General features: G+C 64.4%; 14 protein-coding genes. 4 read left to right on the plus strand and 10 right to left on the minus strand.

The window, feature by feature from the left end:
* Positions 1-24: 24 nt before the first annotated feature.
* The 5 genes from BLU67_RS03980 to BLU67_RS04000 form a co-directional block, all read right to left on the minus strand.
* The gene (locus BLU67_RS03980; RefSeq protein WP_092562490.1) at positions 25-1,407 is read right to left on the minus strand and encodes an amidase; all 1,383 of its coding nucleotides are present in this window, start codon (positions 1,405-1,407) and stop codon (positions 25-27) included.
* A gap of 16 nt (positions 1,408-1,423) precedes the next feature.
* Entirely contained in the window at positions 1,424-2,797 is a 1,374-nt protein-coding gene (locus tag BLU67_RS03985) for a GntP family permease (RefSeq protein ID WP_092562493.1), read from the minus strand.
* Between the two features lie 27 nt (positions 2,798-2,824).
* Positions 2,825-3,712, minus strand: a complete 888-nt coding sequence (locus BLU67_RS03990) for an NAD(P)-dependent oxidoreductase (protein WP_092562496.1) — start codon at positions 3,710-3,712, stop codon at positions 2,825-2,827.
* A gap of 23 nt (positions 3,713-3,735) precedes the next feature.
* Positions 3,736-5,172, minus strand: a complete 1,437-nt coding sequence (locus BLU67_RS03995) for a four-carbon acid sugar kinase family protein (RefSeq protein ID WP_092562499.1) — start codon at positions 5,170-5,172, stop codon at positions 3,736-3,738.
* 113 nt (positions 5,173-5,285) lie between these two features.
* The gene (locus BLU67_RS04000) at positions 5,286-5,978 is read right to left on the minus strand and encodes a FadR/GntR family transcriptional regulator (protein WP_092562502.1); all 693 of its coding nucleotides are present in this window, start codon (positions 5,976-5,978) and stop codon (positions 5,286-5,288) included.
* An 83-nt stretch (positions 5,979-6,061) separates the two neighbouring features.
* Here BLU67_RS04000 and BLU67_RS04005 point away from each other — a divergent pair, with 83 nt between their 5' ends.
* Positions 6,062-7,498 (plus strand): patatin-like phospholipase family protein, encoded by a 1,437-nt coding sequence (locus BLU67_RS04005; RefSeq protein ID WP_092562505.1) that lies wholly within the window; start codon positions 6,062-6,064, stop codon positions 7,496-7,498.
* Here BLU67_RS04005 and ddaH read toward each other — a convergent pair.
* Together ddaH and BLU67_RS04015 are read right to left on the minus strand one after the other, a co-directional pair.
* Positions 7,495-8,271 carry a dimethylargininase gene (ddaH, locus tag BLU67_RS04010; RefSeq protein ID WP_092562508.1) on the minus strand — a complete coding sequence of 259 codons (777 nt, stop codon included), beginning with the start codon at positions 8,269-8,271 and terminating at the stop codon, positions 7,495-7,497. The genes BLU67_RS04005 and ddaH overlap by 4 nt on opposite strands.
* 27 nt (positions 8,272-8,298) lie before the next feature.
* A complete protein-coding gene (locus tag BLU67_RS04015; protein ID WP_092562511.1) occupies positions 8,299-10,374 on the minus strand; it encodes a S9 family peptidase in 2,076 nt (691 codons plus the stop codon).
* A gap of 62 nt (positions 10,375-10,436) precedes the next feature.
* Here BLU67_RS04015 and BLU67_RS04020 point away from each other — a divergent pair, with 62 nt between their 5' ends.
* Together BLU67_RS04020 and BLU67_RS04025 are read left to right on the plus strand one after the other, a co-directional pair.
* A complete protein-coding gene (locus BLU67_RS04020) occupies positions 10,437-11,240 on the plus strand; it encodes a nucleotidyltransferase family protein (RefSeq protein ID WP_092562748.1) in 804 nt (267 codons plus the stop codon).
* Positions 11,237-12,439 (plus strand): galactokinase family protein, encoded by a 1,203-nt coding sequence (locus BLU67_RS04025; protein ID WP_222842368.1) that lies wholly within the window; start codon positions 11,237-11,239, stop codon positions 12,437-12,439. The genes BLU67_RS04020 and BLU67_RS04025 overlap by 4 nt, the downstream gene beginning before the upstream one ends.
* On the opposite strand, the gene BLU67_RS04030 is transcribed toward BLU67_RS04025, so the two are convergent.
* A complete protein-coding gene (locus BLU67_RS04030) occupies positions 12,436-13,638 on the minus strand; it encodes a threonine/serine exporter family protein (protein ID WP_176780690.1) in 1,203 nt (400 codons plus the stop codon). The two genes, BLU67_RS04025 and BLU67_RS04030, sit on opposite strands and share 4 nt — an antisense overlap.
* Positions 13,639-13,764: 126 nt before the next feature.
* Between BLU67_RS04030 and BLU67_RS04035 the strand changes: the two genes are divergently transcribed.
* Positions 13,765-14,880 (plus strand): alkaline phosphatase, encoded by a 1,116-nt coding sequence (locus BLU67_RS04035; RefSeq protein WP_222842369.1) that lies wholly within the window; start codon positions 13,765-13,767, stop codon positions 14,878-14,880.
* A 55-nt stretch (positions 14,881-14,935) separates the two neighbouring features.
* Here the strand turns inward: BLU67_RS04035 and nrdE are convergent, their stop codons facing one another.
* Together nrdE and nrdI are read right to left on the minus strand one after the other, a co-directional pair.
* Positions 14,936-17,092 carry a class 1b ribonucleoside-diphosphate reductase subunit alpha gene (nrdE, locus tag BLU67_RS04040; RefSeq protein ID WP_187337931.1) on the minus strand — a complete coding sequence of 719 codons (2,157 nt, stop codon included), beginning with the start codon at positions 17,090-17,092 and terminating at the stop codon, positions 14,936-14,938.
* Entirely contained in the window at positions 17,062-17,478 is a 417-nt protein-coding gene (gene nrdI, locus BLU67_RS04045; protein ID WP_092562517.1) for a class Ib ribonucleoside-diphosphate reductase assembly flavoprotein NrdI, read from the minus strand. Before nrdI ends, nrdE begins: the two co-directional genes overlap by 31 nt.
* Positions 17,479-17,487 lie beyond the last annotated feature (9 nt).

Consider the following 17,487-nt stretch of genomic DNA (forward strand, 5'->3'; position numbering starts at 1 on the left):
TCCGCTAAGGACACGAGTGCCCGCTTAGCAGGGAGGCGTACGGCGATGCCAATCAGTCACGCCTTGATAGCTTGCACCGAGCTGGACCAACGTTGCCTCACTGAGAGAACCGCCAACCAGCTGAACCGATACCGGAAGTCCCTCCTCCGAAAAACCGCCAGGCATCGTGATCGTTGGAAGCTGGCTCATAGTAAAGGGCACGGTGAATCGATGGATATCCGAAATCTTCTGCTCGTCCATGTCGACCATGTCACTAGCTAGCGGAGCTTCAAAAGGGAGTCCGGGGATTAGAAGTGCATCGACTGTTTCGATAGCGTGCTTCACCTTGCCTGTGAATTCCAAACGTCGTCGGATCAGATCTTGGTACTCGAAGGCCGAAACCGAAAGCCCAAGATCTAGCAGCTCCGTGAGCGCCCCCCCATACGACTCACGATGGTCCTTAAACCAATCGTGAGTCACATGGGCGGCTTGCACTCCGCATACCTTGAACCAGTCGTCGATAATCACTGTTGGATCAGGGAACTCAATCGGGACGATCTCAGCACCAAGCTCCGCAAAGACATCAATGGCATCGAACAGTGCTTGCTGCGTGGCTGCCGTGACCCCCTGAAGTCCCCATTCGAGATCGATACCGATCGTCGTCCCCTGTAGTCCGCCTGGCCTAATTGAGGAAAACTGTGGGACTGAGGCACTTAGAGATGTTGGATCCGCTGCGTCGTAGCCGGCGATTGCTTCAAGCATCAATCCCGTGTCGATAGCGCTGCGCGCCATAGGGCCAACATGGTCAAGCGTCGCCGCAAAGTCCCACACCCCACTGCGACTACACCGTCCCCATGTAGGTTTCAGGCCTGTCACTCCGTTGCATGATGCGGGAATACGAATCGAGCCACCAGTATCGGATGCGAGTGTGCCGAAGGCCAAGCCTGCCGCTGTAGCGACGCCACTTCCACTCGACGAGGATCCGACCCACCGATCCTTTGCCCACGGGTTTTTCGGCGTCGTAAACGGCGGGATGTGCTCGGAGTAGACTCCTTCCGTGAGATTGAGGCGCCCCACAACAATGGCGCCTGCTTGCTCGAGACGCGTGACGACGGTTGCCGTGGATTCAGCGACTTTCCCGACCCGACTCGGCATTCCTAATTCGAACGGCTGGCCAGCGATGCTGTAAATATCCTTGACAGCCACCGGGATCCCGTGCAGGGGTCCCCGCCATTGTCCGCGTTCTATCTCAGCCTGAAGTTTCTGTGCTACCGATAGAGCACCTTCATGATCGACGAATATGTAGGAATGAAACTCCGAATCCATCGAATCAATACGATCAAGAATTCCCTGCGTTAATTCGACAACGGAGAGCTTACGCGTGCGGATCAGATGGGAAATCTCACTAATACTCTTGAAAAACATCATCGTCTCCTAGACAAATCTACATACCTGGCAGGACGCCAGAGAAGAGACTCAAAACGAAAATCATTGCGAGAGCCGTAAGCCCTGCCAGGGTGCCGCCAGCGGTCCACGTTTTGAGGGTTTCCGGCACGGTCAGTCCGGAGAAGCGGTTGACAACCCAGAATCCCGAGTCGTTGGGAAGTGACAGGCCAATGCCTCCAGCGCAGATCGCCAAGCCGAGCAATAGTGGCGAGACATCGAGACCGGAAGCAAGCGGACCGAGGACCGTGGAAGCCGTGATCAATGCCAGAGTAGTGTTACCCAAAGCTGCACGAAGGATCTGTGCGAACAGGAAGGCCAAGAGAATGATCGGCATGTTCCAGCCCTTCATGAGCTCCACGAGATACTCACCGACACCACTCGCGTTGAGTATCGCTCCGTAGCCACCACCAGCGCCACTAATGAGAATCACAAGTCCGCCATCGGCGATAGCTTGCGTGAACAACTCGTTCGGATCCTCGGTGAGGTACGGGCGGACACCGATCCAGGTGACAACCACACCGATGAGCAGACCAATATTGGGGTCTCCGAGGAATGCGAGGAATCGCGTCACTCCGTTGTCGAAGGGAAGCATGGTCATCAGCGAGCCAACAAGGATGATGACAATCGGAAGCAACAGAAGGACAAAGGAACGCGTCGTCGAGATTTCAGGTTTTGTTGCTACCTGTTGGGATCCACGAGAAGCCACGCTGTCGCCACCTGCGACGACCTCTTCCTCGCTCCCTTCGCCGTATACCGCTTGCCCACGTCCAATCCATTGTGCGTAGAAAATAGCCGCAACAATAACGGCAGGAATTGCAACGATGATCGCATATCCAAGGAAAACCCCAAGGGGCACATTGACGTTATATGCAACGATGATTGGCCCAGGTGTCGGCGGGACGAGTCCATGAGTCGTAATAAGACCAACTGCCAAAGCGGTTGTCAGGGTCATCATCGAGATCTTCGCGGAGCGAGAGACATTCCGAATGAGGTTCACCAAAATGATGAATGCGGCATCAAAAAATACGGGAATCGACACAAGGGAACCCGTCACCGCAACTGCAGCAGGGGCACCCTTCACGCCCGTTACTTTGAGCATCGCTTGGGCAATTTTCTGGATTGCTCCCGCGGAACCGAGAAGTTGACCAAACATGACTCCGAGACCAATGAGAATACCGACACCCGCTAATGAGGTACCAAATCCGCCGGTCATCGTTGAAATAACTTCATCAAACGGGAGCATTGTGGCGAGGCCGACCGCGAGTGTCGCCACGATCAAGGCCAGGAAAGGCTGCCACTTAAAGGCAATGATTAATACAAAGAGCAGGGCAATTGACGCTAAAAATACGAGTAAGAGTAACGATCCCGACATGGCTATTCCTTAGATTGATGAGGTCGATTAGTGGTTGGTTTCCGGAGCGACGACACGGATGATCGAGGAATCGTCCATCGCCCCCATGCCGTGTGCGACACCCAGCAGGTATTCCTGCTCGGCAGCAGCAGCCGTTGGGACTGCGAGTCCGGCATTCTTCGCTGCCGTGGTGACGATTCCCATGTCCTTGACGAAGATGTCGAGTCGGGACTTCACCTCAACTGGCTCCTCATCGTAGGCCTGCAGCATGCGAGTGCCTCGGTCCCCCAACATGAAGGAGGCCGCTGCCCCCGCCATGAGGGCATCGAGCGCCTGGTGAGTGTCGAGCCCAAGAGCCCGAGCGAGAGCAAGAGCCTCCCCGGCAGCGGCGATATGGACACCACACAGCAGCTGGTTAACCGTCTTCATTGCTTGTCCCTTGCCGGGCTCATCCCCGACGAGAACCAGTGTTGAACTCATCGCGTCGAGCACTGGCTTGGCCGCTGCCCATGCTTCCGGTCGAGCACCCACGACGACGAGGAGATCGCCATTGCCGGCACGAACCGGGCCGCCAGATACTGGTGCGTCAACCAAGTGGATCCCAGCTTCCTGAAGCAGCGGATCAACCCAGTCAATGGCGTCACCTCCAACCGTCGAGGTGAGAATGAGAGCGGATCCTGGCTCCATGACCTCCAGGATTCCGTCCGTGCCGATGAGCGCATCTTCGAGCTGAGCCCGGTTGCGAACTGCCAACAAGACGACATCAGAACCGCGGGCCGCCTCCCGCGCGGAGTCAGTCGTCGTGACTCCGGCAGCTGCGGCGAGACCGAGGCGTTCCTGCGAGATGTCATATCCCCGCACCTCGAATGATTGAGCGAAGGTCTGCGCCATGGGCAACCCCATTGCGCCCAGTCCTAGTACTGCGATGGTGGTCATGAAAAACTCCTAGATAGGTGGGATTAGAGACTGAGGGTGTCGACGACGGTCGCGAGCGAGGACTCGTCCCCGACATTTCCGGCGAACACGATGTAGGGAACTCCTTCGGCACGGCCGTCCTGGCCGGACCACATAGAGACGATCCCGGGAAGCATGGGGCCAACAACGAAAGCGCGACGGATACCGAGGCCCTTCGACGCAACGTCTGAGGAGGTAATTCCTCCCTTGGCGATGACGAATCTTGGCGCGGTTTGGGCGACAATGCCCTGGACGACGTCGACAACCGCGGCAGAGACTTGCCGCGAGATGCTGAGGCTGTCGTCAGCATCAGCGCCTGTCACCAGGAGCCGCGACGTCCGCACGACGACCGTGTCTGTGGACAGACCCGCCACTGCCTCGTCCACTAACGCGCCGAGATGCTCATCTCGGTCGGGCCCTAGAACCTTCGCAACGTCAATTTCGAGTTCAATCAGCGAGCGTGCGTCGCGGAGCGTGTTCAACTGGCGCGTCGTCAATCCGACGTGAGAGCCAACGACGACGAGACCGTGGGGAGATGGTTCGCGCCCACCACGAGCAGCTTCGATCTCCGCCTCCGTCAAGGGAGCGTGAACCTCTTGACCGATGCGAGCGCGAACGAACGGCGGCCCAACCCGGTAGATGTAGCGGGAGCCGGCACTTTCTGCTTCGATCAACGCCAAAGACAACAGGCGCAAATCATCTTCGGTCACGATATCCACGACGATTGGCTGCCGAGAAGATGCAGACCTCAAAAGCCGGACTGTCTCGTCGCGATCAGCGCGCAGAACGCTTAGTGGGATCGCGATGACGTCTGCAGCCAAAATTTCGCCATCCGTCTTCTCTTCAACCCAGTCCACGAGGCGAGAGTTGCGGTAACCAAAGGTCGCGTCCTTAGCGAACTCCGTTTCTCCGACCGGAACGAAGCCATCGGCAGCAGATCCTGCGTAGTGGACACCACCAACGGTGATCCGCCCTGCGTCGCCAAACGCCGGCACGATGAGGATTCCGTCAATTTCCTCGTGCGTAGCGGCTTCGACCTCTTCCGCTAAGACGTTCGGCTCAAGCGGGAAGTGTCCCCGCAGCGTCGAATCGGAACGCGACACGAAGGTCACTCGTCGGTCCAATTCCTTGGCAGCATCAAGGGCAGCGCGAACGACATCGCGGTTAATCTTCTCCGCGTCCCGCGCAGAAAGTGAGCGGGAATTCGTCATGACGTACACAGCGGGAGCGCCAGTCGAAAGAGCCCATCGCAGATCGGGTTCCTCCCACGCCGTGAGGACCGGGAGGTCGGCAACTGACTGGGTCCCCGTTGGATCGTCGTCGAGCACAATCAGTACTGATTGGGCGGGCGAAGCCGCATCGGCTTCGCGCACGGATGAAGCACTAACAGTGACATCACGGAGATAATCAGCGAGCAGTTGTTCCAGTGTCTGCGTTGACATTCCATCTCCTTTGACCTTAGACCTCTGAGGTCTTGATCAGAGAGTAAGTGTCGTCATCGCGTCCTGTCAAGGGGAGAACGACCTACGAGCGAAAAGTGCTCCAGGCTAGCGGGCTACTGAGCGAAGGTCTGCAGATCGTTGCGCGTTTGAGTCATGTGCTCCCGCATCGCTTTTTTCGCGGCTGCAGCGTCGCCGGACTCGATGGCGGCAAAAATCCGCCGGTGATGGGCGGCAGCTCGTTGCCGCACTTCCGGCACCTGCGTCGTGAGTTGGCGCGATGATCTCAGGGCTTCTTCCAGCGGGTGCAAAATCGCGGCGACGAACGGGTTGTGCGAGCCCTTGAGGACGGCCTGGTGGAAGGCAAGATCCGCAGCGACCGCGTGGTCGATGTCGTCGTCGAGGGATGCAGCATCGTAGGTGTCGAGGAGTTCTCGCATTCGTTGCAGATCCTCCTCGGTGCGGCGTTCGGCAGCTAGCCCGCATGCTCCCACCTCGATCATGCGGCGAACTTCGACGAGGTGCTCCCCCGCGAGCGCTGGCGGCGCGGTGCGTACGGTCCACCAAATGATCGAGGCGAGATCGGTCCACTGTTCCGGGTCAGCGACAAACGTCCCACGACCGTGGACGACGATGAGGACCCCACGTTCCTTCAGAATCTTGACGGCCTCGCGCATCGTCGGGCGCGAGACTTCTAGCCAGTGCGCCAACTCGTCTTCGGGCAGCAGCGCAGATCCGGGGACGAACTCACCGTCGGCGATTGCGTCGAGAATCCGGGTCACCGCGTATTCGACTCGGGTAGATGCCACGTTCTCGCTCCTCGTTTCTCGCTCCTCCAGTCGATCGTATCGGCTGGCGACGTGTCATGTCGGGCCGCTCCTAGACTGGGGGCATGCAGACATGGCTTTCGCAGCTCGCCGCTAGCGGCGCGCGCGCCCTCAAGCGGCTCGGGAGCGAGCCGGCGCCGGTGCGGCGGGCGCTCGTGCTCTCCGGCGGCGGGGCGCGCTCCTCCTTCCAGATCGGCGCCCTGGCCCGCATCTACGAGGACGAGACCCTCGCCTTCGATACCATCGCGGGCACGAGCGCCGGCTCGATCCTCGGGGGCGTCATCGCCCAGCACGCCGACCCCGCCGGCCAACGCGCCGCCGTCGCCGAGTTGGAACGCCTGTGGACCGAGATGAGCGGGCCGGCCGATATGTTCCGCGAGCGCCCCTGGTTCTCGCTGCTGCAGCATCAGGCGCCCGTGTGGCAAAAGATCCTCCGCTCCGACGCCTCCAGCAGGACGCCGCACACCATCGAGATTCCAGCCTTTAACTGGCCATGGAAACGCGAGGAGGCAAGCGAGCCCACGACGGTGCGGCTGCCCCAGCTACCGCAGGCGCTCACGACGATGTCGGACCTGTGGGCCGTGGCGGGGCCCGGCTCGGGCTTCGATTCGATCGCGCGCGGGGCGCTGACTTCATCCTCGATCTTCACTCCCGGGGACCTCGTCGACCGCATCGTTGAGACCTTCGAACCCGCGCGCGTCGCCGCCTCCGGAGTGCGGCTGCGCGTCGCCGTCGTCGCCCTCGAATCGGGCGAACTGCGCTACGTCGATGAACGCGGCGAGCTGCGTGATCGCGCGGATCAGCCGCTTGGCGAGCGCGTCGACCTCGTGGCGGCGATTGCGGCCTCGTGCGCCATCCCGGCGGTCTTCGCGCCCGTCAAGCTCGGCGCAGAGCATTACGTCGATGGCGGGGTGCGAATGAACCTGCCGGCAGACATCGTCGCGCAGCACCTTGGCGCCGATGAGTGCATCGCGATTTCGTCGGCGCCGCAGGGCGTGCAGACGGCGGAGTCCTACGCGGAGTCGAATATTGTCTCGACGGTGGTGCGGTCCTCGGCAACGCTCATGAGTGAGGAGCTTTCGCGCCAGGAAGTGGCGCGCGCCCGCGCCGCCGGCATGACGATCATCGAGCCGCTCATGGAGGTGCACGATTCGATGACGGTGGAGCCGGGCCTCATCCGGATTTCGCGCGATTACGGCTATGTCCGCGCGGCGCAGGTGCTCGCGGGGGCGTCGCGCGAGGAAGAGCAGCTCGCGCAGCACCTGTTCGAGATTCGGCGGCTGCTGTGGGCGCTGCAGGCCGAGGCCGCCGAGGAGGCGCCGCGCATCGGGGAGGCCGCCGCGCAGATCGTGCAGGCGGCCAAGCGCTCCGCGCAGCGCGAGTCGCTCGGCGCCGACCCGGAGGCGCTCGCGGGCATGGTTCGCGATCTTACGCTCGCGCTGCCCGGCGCGACGCTGCCGCCGGGCAGTTCAACGTGGGGCCGGCGCCCGGAGTTCGATTAGTCCGGCATGCCGCGCAGCCGCACCGACAGGCACGTCACGCAGCCCTCGAGCTTTTCGTACTCGGAGATATCGACCTCGATGACGCGGTAGCCGCGCTCGCGGTAGAGCTCCGCGGTGCGCGGCGCGTCCGCCGCCATGAGGATCGTCTCGCCGTCCAGCAGCACGACGTGCGCGCCGGATTCTTCCGGCACGGCAAGGAAGTTCTCCCACACGCCCGGGTCGTCAACGAGCGGCTCATATCCGACGACGGTGCCGTCGGGCAGGGCGGTGACCGCCGATTTCAGGTGCAGCACCTTGGTCAGCGGCACGGTGACGACGCGGGCGCCGAGCGGCTCGAGATGCGCCGCGAGCTGGGCGATGCCCTCGTCGTTGGTGCGACCGCCGCGGCCCACCCACACGGTGCCGCCGAACTTCAAGACGTCGCCGCCATCGAGGGTGCCGGGCGCTTCGATGCGCGCGATGCGGTAGCCGAGCTCGCGCACCGCGGCCTCCGCGGCCGGCGTCTCCGGCTTGCGCTCGTCGGCCCCCGGGCGCGCGATCACGGCCGTATCGCCGTAGACGACCATGGTGTCCTCGACGAAGACGGCGTCGGGGCAGTCATCGGCGGGCGCGACCTCGTGGGTCTGCCAGCCCGCGTCGTGCAGCGCGGCGACGTAATCCTCCCACTGGCGCTTGGCGAGCTCGACGTCGACGGGGCTGCGTTCGATATGCGTGACGAGACCGTCGGCCAAACGCGGTGAGGGCCGGCGGATGAGAGCGTGCTTCTTATCCATACCTCTATTGTGGCGCACGCGCGGCGGCTACGGCGCGATATGCCGCGGCAACTGGCGCTCCCAGAACGCCAGAATCTCCTCGAAACGGTCCAATCGGTGCCAGGGCCGCCCCGAGCGCGACAGCTCGTGGTTCTCGCCCGGGAAAATGACGCACGTCGCGTCCACCCCGCAGGCCTTCAGCGCGGTGTAATAGCGCAGCGCCTGTTCGATCGGGCAGCGCAGGTCCTGCTCGGAGTGCATGACGAGCGTTGCCGTCTCGACCTGATCGACGACGGCCATCGGCGACTGCGCGGCAACCTGCGCTGGGTCGGTGCCGACATACTGCTCGGAGAAGAACCAGCCGATATCCGACGGGCCGGCAAACGTCGCGGGATCGAGGTAGCCGCGCTCGACGATCGCGCCGGCGAAGCGGTGGTGGTGGGCGATGATCCAGGCGGTGAGGTAGCCGCCGTAGGAGCCGCCCATGATGCCAAGGCGGGCGTCGCCCAAATCCGAAAACTCCGCGAGCGCGCCGTCGAGGAAGGCGAGGACATCGTCGGCATCCAGGGTGCCGAGCGCGTGCCGGATGGCCCGCGCGTGCTCGGTGCCGTAGCCGGAAGAGCCGCGCGGATTGCACATGACGACGGCGTAGCCGGCGGCGGCAAGTACCTGGGCTTCGTCGAAGACGGCCGGGCCGTAAGCGGCGTGCGGGCCGCCGTGGATCATGAGGATGACGGGCGCTCCGATCGTCTTATCGGGCAGCAGCACCCAGCCGTGCACGGGGTAGCCGTCGGCGCTGTCGTAGGTGCGTTCTTGCGGCGTGATGAGCTGGGCGGCGCGCAGCGGGCGCGCGAGGTCCGAGAGGCGCTCGATGCCGGCCGCGATGACGCCGACCTCGCTTGGCGAGGTGTGATCGCCGTAGGTGACGACGATCTTGCCGGCGTCGTTCGCATCCCAGCCGGTGACGACGCTGCCCTCGGCGGTGAGCTCGGTCAGCTCGCCGTCCGGCGCGATGCGGATCGCGAGCGTGGAGCCGCGTCGCTCCAGGCCGCAGATGAGGTCGGTGGGGCCGGCCGCGAGGAAAGGGCCGATGAGGCGCTGGCTGTCCGGGTCGGTCAGGCGCTGCGCGTGTCCGAGGTCGAGCGGATCGCCCGCGAGCGCCGCGACGAGATCGTCGATGCGGTAGAGCGCATCGGAGCGGCCAACGAAATCCAGGCCGGTCTCCCCGAGGCTGGAGGCCGCGAGGTACAGGCCCTCGCCGACGGGGCAGGCGCCCGAGACCGCGAAGATCTCCGGGCCGCCGGAGGTCGTGAGCGCGATGGGCTGATCCGGGTCTTCGCCCTTGGTTTTGATGCGGATCGCGAACAGGTCGGTGCGCACATCGGCGTCGTGGCCCTCGTGCAGCCCCGCGATCGCGAGCGCGTGGCTGGCGGTCACGGCTGTCAGCGAGAAGCCGACCTCCCCGCGCGTCAGCCTGGTGACCGGCGGGAGTTTGACGTCGAAGCGTTCGGCATCGCCGTTGGCCTTGGCGCGCCCGACGGGCTCATAGCTCGGATCGGAATGCACCTGCGTGACGGGCACGTAGAAGAGGTGGTGCGGACGATCGAAGACGTAGCCGTGGCCATCGGCTCGGCCCTGGAAGCCCGGCAGCGTGCGCGGCGGCTCGGCGCCGGGTTCGATATCGGGACGGTAGCGCCCCTCCACCGGCACGGGCGCCTCACAGATGATGCCCTCGCAGTCGGGCAGCCAGCGAAACGCGGTGACGCCGAGCGGCAGATCCGTCATCGCCACCGCCTCGCCGCCGCGCGCATCGACGACGTGCAGCTGGGGCGCCTGCCCCATGTCCGTCTCCCCGAGCGCGGCCGGCGCGGTGCGCAAGAACGCGAGCATCGCGCCGTCGGGCGAAAATGCGGGCGAGGTATCGCTCGGGCCGCGGGTCAGCAGCCGGCCGGCTCCCGCTGCCGCGGGCTCCGGCGCATCCGCCACGGCAAACTCGCGAAGCAGGGAGACGTTGGCGTCGGTCGCGAAGTCCGGATGGCTGACGGCGACGACGACGCGCGACCCATCGGGCGCGAGGGAGGGCATCCCGGCGTGACGAATCAAGGTCAGGTCAGTTGGCTGCATATCACTGATGCTACGACACGGTGGCGCGCCCAACCACGCGGCGGCCTCGATACCATATGGGTATGCAGCAACGCCCGACGAAAGCCGTTATCCTCGCTCGCGGCCTTGGCACGCGAATGCGCGAGGCCTCCGCGAGCGCCACCTTGGACCCGAGCGCCGAACGCGCCGCCAACGCGGGCGTCAAGGGCATGATCGACGTCGGGCGGCCCTTCCTGGACTACCTCGTCTCCGCTCTCGCGGACGTCGGCATCACCGACGTCTGCCTCGTCATCGGCCCGGAACACGGCATGATCCGGGAGCATTTCGATCAGCTGCACCCCACCCGCGTGCGCATCCACTACGCCATCCAGCGCGAGCCGCGCGGTACCGCCGACGCCGTCGCCGCCGCCGAGGACTTCGCGGGCGAGGATCGCTTCCTCGTCGTGAACTCCGATAACTACTACCCGCCCGAGACGCTCGACGCCCTGCTCAATGCCCCCGGCGCCGCCCTGCTCGGCTTCGACCGGGCCGCGCTCATCGCGCAGTCGAATATCCCGGCCGAACGCATCCAGGCCTTCGCGATCCTCGACGTCGACGACGCCGGGCATCTGCGCCGCATCGTCGAAAAACCTGACGCAGCGACGCTCGCGCACTACGGCGACGCCCCCATTTCGATGAACGCGTGGGTCTTCACGCCCACGATCTTCGACGCCGCACGCACCATCGAACCGTCCGAGCGCGGCGAGCTGGAACTCGCCTCCGCCGTCATGGCCAGCGATGGGGACTTCACCGTCGTGCCCGTCGCTGCTGGCTGCCTGGACATGTCCCGCCGCGACGACATCGCCGCCGTGAAGGAGCGCCTCGCGAGCATCGAGGTCAACCTGTGATCACCTCGTGGTTCGTTCCGGGCCGCATCGAGGTTCTCGGCAAGCACACCGACTACGCCGGCGGCCGCTCGCTGCTCGCCGCCGCCGACGTCGGCATCACCTTCCACGCGCGCGCCCTCAGCGAACCCATCGTGCGGATCACCTCGCGCGCCGTCGACGACACGGTGACCCTGCCGCTCGCGATCGACCAGGACGTGCCGCGCGGCCACTGGGCCGGCTACCCCGCCGCCGTCGTCTCCCGCCTCGTCGCCAATTTCCCGGACGCGGTCTCCGGCGCGCACATCACCGTCGACGCGACGCTGCCGCTCGCCTCCGGAATGTCCTCCTCCTCGGCGATGATCGTGGGCCTTGCGCGTTCGCTGTTTGACCTCTCCGGCATCGAGGACCACCCCGCTTTCACCTCCCACATCCGCACGCCCGAGGACCTCGCGATGTACCTCGCGTGCGTGGAAAACGGCATGAGTTTTGGCGAGCTTGCCGGCCACCGCGGCGTCGGCACCTTCGGCGGTTCGGAGGACCACACCGCGATGCTGTGCGCTGAGGCGGATGCGCTCGTCCAATATCGTTTCTGCCCCACCTTGCGCGAGGCCATCATCCCCTTCCCGGCCGACTATTCCTTCGTCGTCGCCGTCTCCGGGGTCCTCGCAGAAAAAACCGGCTCCGCGATGGAGCTGTACAACCGCGCGGCACTCTCGACCTCGGAGATCGTGCGCCGGTGGAATCGCGCGACGGGCCGCAAGGACGTCTGGCTCGCCGACGCGGTGCGCGCGGGCGGCGATGCGCACGATCAGCTACGCTCCCTGACCTCCCCCGACGCCTATCTGCGCGGGCGCCTGGAGCAGTTCATCAGCGAATCCGAGGATTTCGTACCGCGCGCGAGCGCCGCGCTCGCCGCCGGCCGGATCAGCGAATTCGGCCGCATCATTGATACCTCCCAGCGCTGGAGCGAGGAGGGACTTGGCAACCAGGTCCCCGAGACGGTGCACCTGCAGCGCTCGGCGCGCAGCCTGGGGGCCGCGGCGGCCTCCGCGTTCGGCGCGGGTTTCGGCGGCTCGGTATGGGCGCTCGTCAAGACCCGCGACGCGGAGGCGTTCGCGGCGCAGTGGCTCGCGGATTACCAGCGTTCCTTCCCCGTGCCCGGCCAGCGCGCCACGACCCTCATCACGCGCCCCGGCGGCCGCGCCCACCGCATCAGCTAGGCGCGTCGCCGGCGCACCCCGCGCGCGAGCGTCTTGGAGAACTCAAGCTCCTTGATGGCGCCGCCGAGTAGCGTGCCGACGGCCACTCCTAAAAATGCGCTGCCCGCACTCACCAGCGGCGAGGCCGAATAACCGCTGACCTGGCTCGCCGTCATGAACGCGAAGGAGCCGGGCGCCACGATCATGAACGCCGGCAGGTACGTCACGTGCCACGGCGGCCCCACCCGGGCGAGCGCCTGCGCCCCCACGGAGGCGACGAGGGCCGCGACGAGCCCACCGAGCGCGGGCGAGACCTCTCCGCCGAGGTAGACCTGCAGTGCGCCGGCCACGCCCGACAGCGCGATGATCGAGGCAGCGTGGCGCAGCGGACAATAGCAAAACACCATGATCCCGATCGTCGCGAGGATGACGCCCACGAGCTTGATGCCCAACGGCCAGGCCGGCGCCGCGATGTCGAGCAGCTCGCTCAACTGGTGCCCCGCGGCCATCACCGCCAGCGCGATGCCGACGAAGAACAGCGTGAACTGCATGAGCGCCGCCGCGAGCCGCGCCGTGCCCGCAGACGAATGCCCCGCGACGAGGTCCGCGAGCCCGGTGACGAACACCGAGCCGGGGAACAGGATCGCGAGCACCGCGACGATCGTGCGGAACGGGTAGTCGAGCCAGCCCGCATCGGCTGCGAGCAGGATCGGATAGGACACGAGGAAGCCGGCGATCACGGGCAAAAACTCCGCCATCGCCTTCACCCGCCCGGCGATCGTGGCAAGCCCCGCAACGAGCGCCGAGCCAATCAGCCCGGCCGCCACGGTGGGCCACGTAGGGCAAAGCAGCGCGACGAGCCCCACCCCGACGAGGATCGATCCGAGGTTCGCCACCCCATAGCTCCACGGCGCCCGCTTCGCCGCCGCACTCTCCAGCAGTTCGCACGCCTGATCGGCGGGCAGGTCGCCCGCGCGCAGCCGCGCCGTAATGGAGAGGAACTCCGAGAGCTGATCGAAGCGAATATAGGATTTTGCGGCCGAAAATTGCACGGGCGCGTCCGGCGATAGGCCGACGAAGACGCCGGTCGGCAGCGCCGCCACCTGCACGTCGGGGTAGCCGAGCGCCTTACCCGCGGCGATGACCTCCGTCTCGACGTCGCGAGCCGAGAGTCCGCCACCGAGTAACAACCGCGCCAGGCGCAGCAAAAACGCTTCCACCCCGCCATCGTAGAGCCCCCCGGACGTACACTCACTGTTGCGATGGCGGCCCACATGGCGTCAAGTGCCGGTTACACCCCGCTCCTAACCTGTCGGGTGACACCACCACCCATCAAAAGGATGTCCATGTCACGCTTGATTGTCTCTGCCCTCGCTGCCGCCACCCTGGTGGCCGGCGGCCTGGCCGCCACCCCGGTCGCGGCCGATTCCGCCCCCAAGAACGTCATCGTCTTGATCGGCGACGGCATGGGGTACAACCACATCGATAACGCCTCCTCCTACCTGGCCGGCACGACGCGCTGGCAGGTCGAGTGGGATCCCGCCACCTTCACCGGCGGCGAGCTCGGCGGCACCCCCAGCCAGGAGTTCGAAACCTGGAACCGCGTCTCCCAGCAGACCTTCCCCGTCACCGGCTCCTATGACCCGAAGGCCGCCTGGAGCGACTTCAACTGGGTGAAGAAGCATCCGACGGATTCCGCCGCTGCCGGCACCGCACTCGCCATGGTCGAAGGCGGCGCTATCGACTGGACCGGCCACGCCAACGACGAGGTGCGCAACATCGAGGAGACCGTCGACTTCTTTGACGCCGTCTCCACTGTTTCGCAGTGGGTCGAAGCGAACTCCTCGTGGAAGGAAACGCTCGTTATCGTTACCGCGGATCACGAAACCGGCTACCTCGTGGGCCCCGAGTCCGATCCCGCCTTCGACGCAATGACCGGTAACAAGGGCGAGGTACCGAAGCTCAGCTGGCACTCGGGCGATCACACCAACGTGCTCGTCCCCGTGTTCTTCAAGGGCGCAGGTGCGGCGACGCTGGCCGCCCACGCGACGGGCGAGGACCCGGTGCGCGGCGCCTTCCTCGATAACACGGCCCTTGCCAACTTCCTGATCGAGGACCTGTGGCGCGCCGCGGACCCGACGGAAGAGCCGACCGAACAGCCGACCGAGCAGCCCACGGAAGCCCCGACCGAAGCTCCCACCGAGCAGCCCACCGAGGCGCCTACCGAGCAGCCAACCGAGCAGCCCACGGAAGCTCCGACAGAGCAGCCGACGGCCGAGACGAGCGAGAAGCCCACGCACGACGCGAAGCCACTGCCGATCGGTCCGAAGCAGCCCGGTAAGCCGATCGCCTCGGCTCCGAAGATGCCCGTCACGGGTGGCGAGCTCATCATGCTCGCGCTGCTGGCCTCCGGCCTGATCTCCTCCGGCGTGGTGCTGGTGCGCCGCCGCCAGGCGAGCTAATCCCCGCACGCAAGTGGCCCGGCAGATTCTGCCGGGCCACTTGTGTGTTATCGAGCTACAGCTCGCAGGAGACGCAACCTTCTACTTCGGTGCCAACGAGCGCCTTTTGGCGCAGTCGGATGTAGTAGAGCGTCTTGATGCCCTTACGCCACGCATAGATCTGCGCGCGATTGAGGTCGCGCGTGGAGACCGTGTCCTTGAAGAACAGTGTCAGCGACAGACCCTGGTCGACGTGCTGGGTGGCAGCCGCGTAGGTGTCGATGATCTTCTCGGGCCCGATTTCGTAGGCGTCCTGGTAGTACTCCAGGTTGTCGTTCGTCATGAACGGCGCCGGGTAATAGGTCCGGCCGATCTTGCCTTCCTTGCGGATTTCAACCTTCGCCACGATCGGGTGGATCGAGGACGTCGAGTTGTTGATGTAGGAGATCGAGCCCGTCGGCGGCACCGCCTGGAGGTTTTGGTTGTAGATGCCGTGCTCCATGACGGAGGCCTTCAGCTCGCGCCAATCCTCCTGCGTGGGGATGTGGACGCCCGCGTCGGCGAACAGCTGGCGCACGCGATCGGTTTCCGGCTCCCACACCTGATCGGTGTACTTGTCGAAGAACTCGCCGGAGGCGTAGGTCGAGTCCTTGAAGCCGCCGAAGGGACGGCCGCGCTCGATCGCGAGCTTGTTGGATTCGGTGATGGCGTGGAACAGCACGGTGTAGAAGTAGATGTTCGTGAAGTCCAGGCCCTCGTCGGAGCCGTAGAAGATGTTCTCGCGCGCCAGGTAGCCGTGCAGGTTCATCTGGCCAAGTCCGATGGCGTGCGATTCGTCGTTGCCGCGCACGATGGAGGGCACCGAGTTGATCGTCGTCTGATCGGAGACGGCCGTCAGGGCGCGGATCGCGGTTCCAACGGTCTTGCCGAAGTCTGGCGAGTCCATCGCCATCGCGATGTTGAGCGATCCCAGGTTGCAGGAGATGTCCTTGCCGATGTGGGAGTAGGTGAGGTCCTCGTTGTATTCGCTGGCTTCCGAGACCTGCAGGATCTCCGAGCACAGGTTGGACATGATGACCTTGCCCTTGATCGGGTTGGAGCGGTTCACCGTGTCCTCGAACATGATGTACGGGTAACCGGATTCGAACTGGATCTCGGCGAGCGTCTGGAAGAAGCGGCGAGCGTTGATCTTCTTCTTGTGGATGCGCTTATCGTCGACCATCTCGTAGTACTTCTCCGACACGGAGATGTCGGAAAATGGCACGCCGTAGACGCGCTCGACGTCGTAGGGCGAGAAGAGGTACATGTCCTCGTTCTTGCGCGCGAGGTCGAAGGTGATGTCGGGGATGACGACGCCGAGCGAGAGCGTCTTGATCCGGATCTTCTCGTCGGCGTTCTCGCGCTTGGTGTCGAGGAAGCTCATGATGTCCGGGTGGTGCGCGTGCAGGTAGACGGCGCCGGCACCCTGGCGGGCTCCAAGCTGGTTGGCGTAGGAGAAGGAGTCTTCCAGCAGCTTCATCACGGGGATGACGCCCGAGGACTGGTTCTCAATCTTCTTGATCGGCGCACCGTACTCGCGAAGGTTCGTCAGCAGCAGCGCGACGCCGCCGCCGCGCTTGGACAGCTGCAGGGCGGAGTTGATGCCGCGGGCGATCGACTCCATGTTGTCTTCGATGCGCAGCAGGAAGCAGGAGACGGCTTCGCCGCGCTGGGCCTTGCCCGAGTTCAGGAACGTCGGGGTTGCGGGCTGGAACCGGCCCGCAATGATCTCGTCAACGAGCTGCAGCGCGAAGTCTTCGTCGCCGTCGGCCAGGGTGAGAGCCACCATGACGACGCGGTCTTCGAAGCGCTCCAGGTAGCGCTTTCCGTCGAAGGTTTTCAGCGTGTAGGAGGTGTAGTACTTGAAGGCGCCGAGGAAGGTGGGGAAGCGGAACTTCTTGGCGTAGGCGTAGTCGAAGATGCGCTGGAGGAATTCCTTGGAGTACTTCTCAAGGACGTGTCCCTCGTAGTAGCCCTCGTCGACCAGGTAGGTGAGCTTCTCGTCCAGGGAGTGGAAGAAGACGGTGTTCTGGTTGACGTGCTGCAGGAAGTACTGCCGCGCGGCCTGTCGGTCCGCATCAAACTGGATCTTGCCGTTTTCGTCGTAAAGATTCAGTTTGGCGTTCAGCGCATGATAGTCAAGATCTTCGCTGGCAAAGGACTCTAGGCCGGTATCAGTGAGCGTTTCTGCCAAAATTCTTCCAATCCTTCTTTGACCCGCGCGACGTCGTCGGCGGTGCCAAGCAGCTCGAAACGATAGAGGTAGGGCACCTTGCACTTGGCGGAGATAATGTCGCCGGCGATGCAGAAAGCGGTGCCAAAGTTAGAGTTGCCCGAGGCGATGACGCCGCGGATCAATGAGCGGTTGTGCTCGTCGTTGAGGAAGCGGATGACCTGCTTAGGAACCGCGCCCTTGTTATTGCCGCCCCCGTAGGTGGGGACGATCAGGACGTATTCCTCCTCGACGCGCAGCGGGGGGTCGTTCGGATACAGCGGAATCCGGGAGGCGGGAAGCCCGAGTCGCTTCACAAATCGATCGGTGTATCCCGACACCGATGAGAAGTACACGATATGGGCCATGCCGTCCTC

It is taken from the genome of Bowdeniella nasicola (genome assembly GCF_900107735.1).
In the GTDB taxonomy this organism is placed as follows: domain Bacteria; phylum Actinomycetota; class Actinomycetes; order Actinomycetales; family Actinomycetaceae; genus Bowdeniella; species Bowdeniella massiliensis.

Excerpts from the sequence above, each read along its gene's own strand:
- BLU67_RS03980 (WP_092562490.1), bottom strand. The coding sequence starts at position 1,407 with ATGATGTTTTTCAAGAGTATTAGTGAGATTTCCCATCTGATCCGCACG.
- BLU67_RS03985 (WP_092562493.1), bottom strand. The coding sequence starts at position 2,797 with ATGTCGGGATCGTTACTCTTACTCGTATTTTTAGCGTCAATTGCCCTG.
- BLU67_RS03990 (WP_092562496.1), bottom strand. The coding sequence starts at position 3,712 with ATGACCACCATCGCAGTACTAGGACTGGGCGCAATGGGGTTGCCCATG.
- BLU67_RS03995 (WP_092562499.1), bottom strand. The coding sequence starts at position 5,172 with ATGTCAACGCAGACACTGGAACAACTGCTCGCTGATTATCTCCGTGAT.
- BLU67_RS04005 (WP_092562505.1), top strand. The coding sequence starts at position 6,062 with ATGCAGACATGGCTTTCGCAGCTCGCCGCTAGCGGCGCGCGCGCCCTC.
- ddaH (WP_092562508.1), bottom strand. The coding sequence starts at position 8,271 with ATGGATAAGAAGCACGCTCTCATCCGCCGGCCCTCACCGCGTTTGGCC.
- BLU67_RS04015 (WP_092562511.1), bottom strand. The coding sequence starts at position 10,374 with ATGCAGCCAACTGACCTGACCTTGATTCGTCACGCCGGGATGCCCTCC.
- BLU67_RS04020 (WP_092562748.1), top strand. The coding sequence starts at position 10,437 with ATGCAGCAACGCCCGACGAAAGCCGTTATCCTCGCTCGCGGCCTTGGC.
- BLU67_RS04035 (WP_222842369.1), top strand. The coding sequence starts at position 13,765 with ATGTCACGCTTGATTGTCTCTGCCCTCGCTGCCGCCACCCTGGTGGCC.
- nrdI (WP_092562517.1), bottom strand. The coding sequence starts at position 17,478 with ATGGCCCATATCGTGTACTTCTCATCGGTGTCGGGATACACCGATCGA.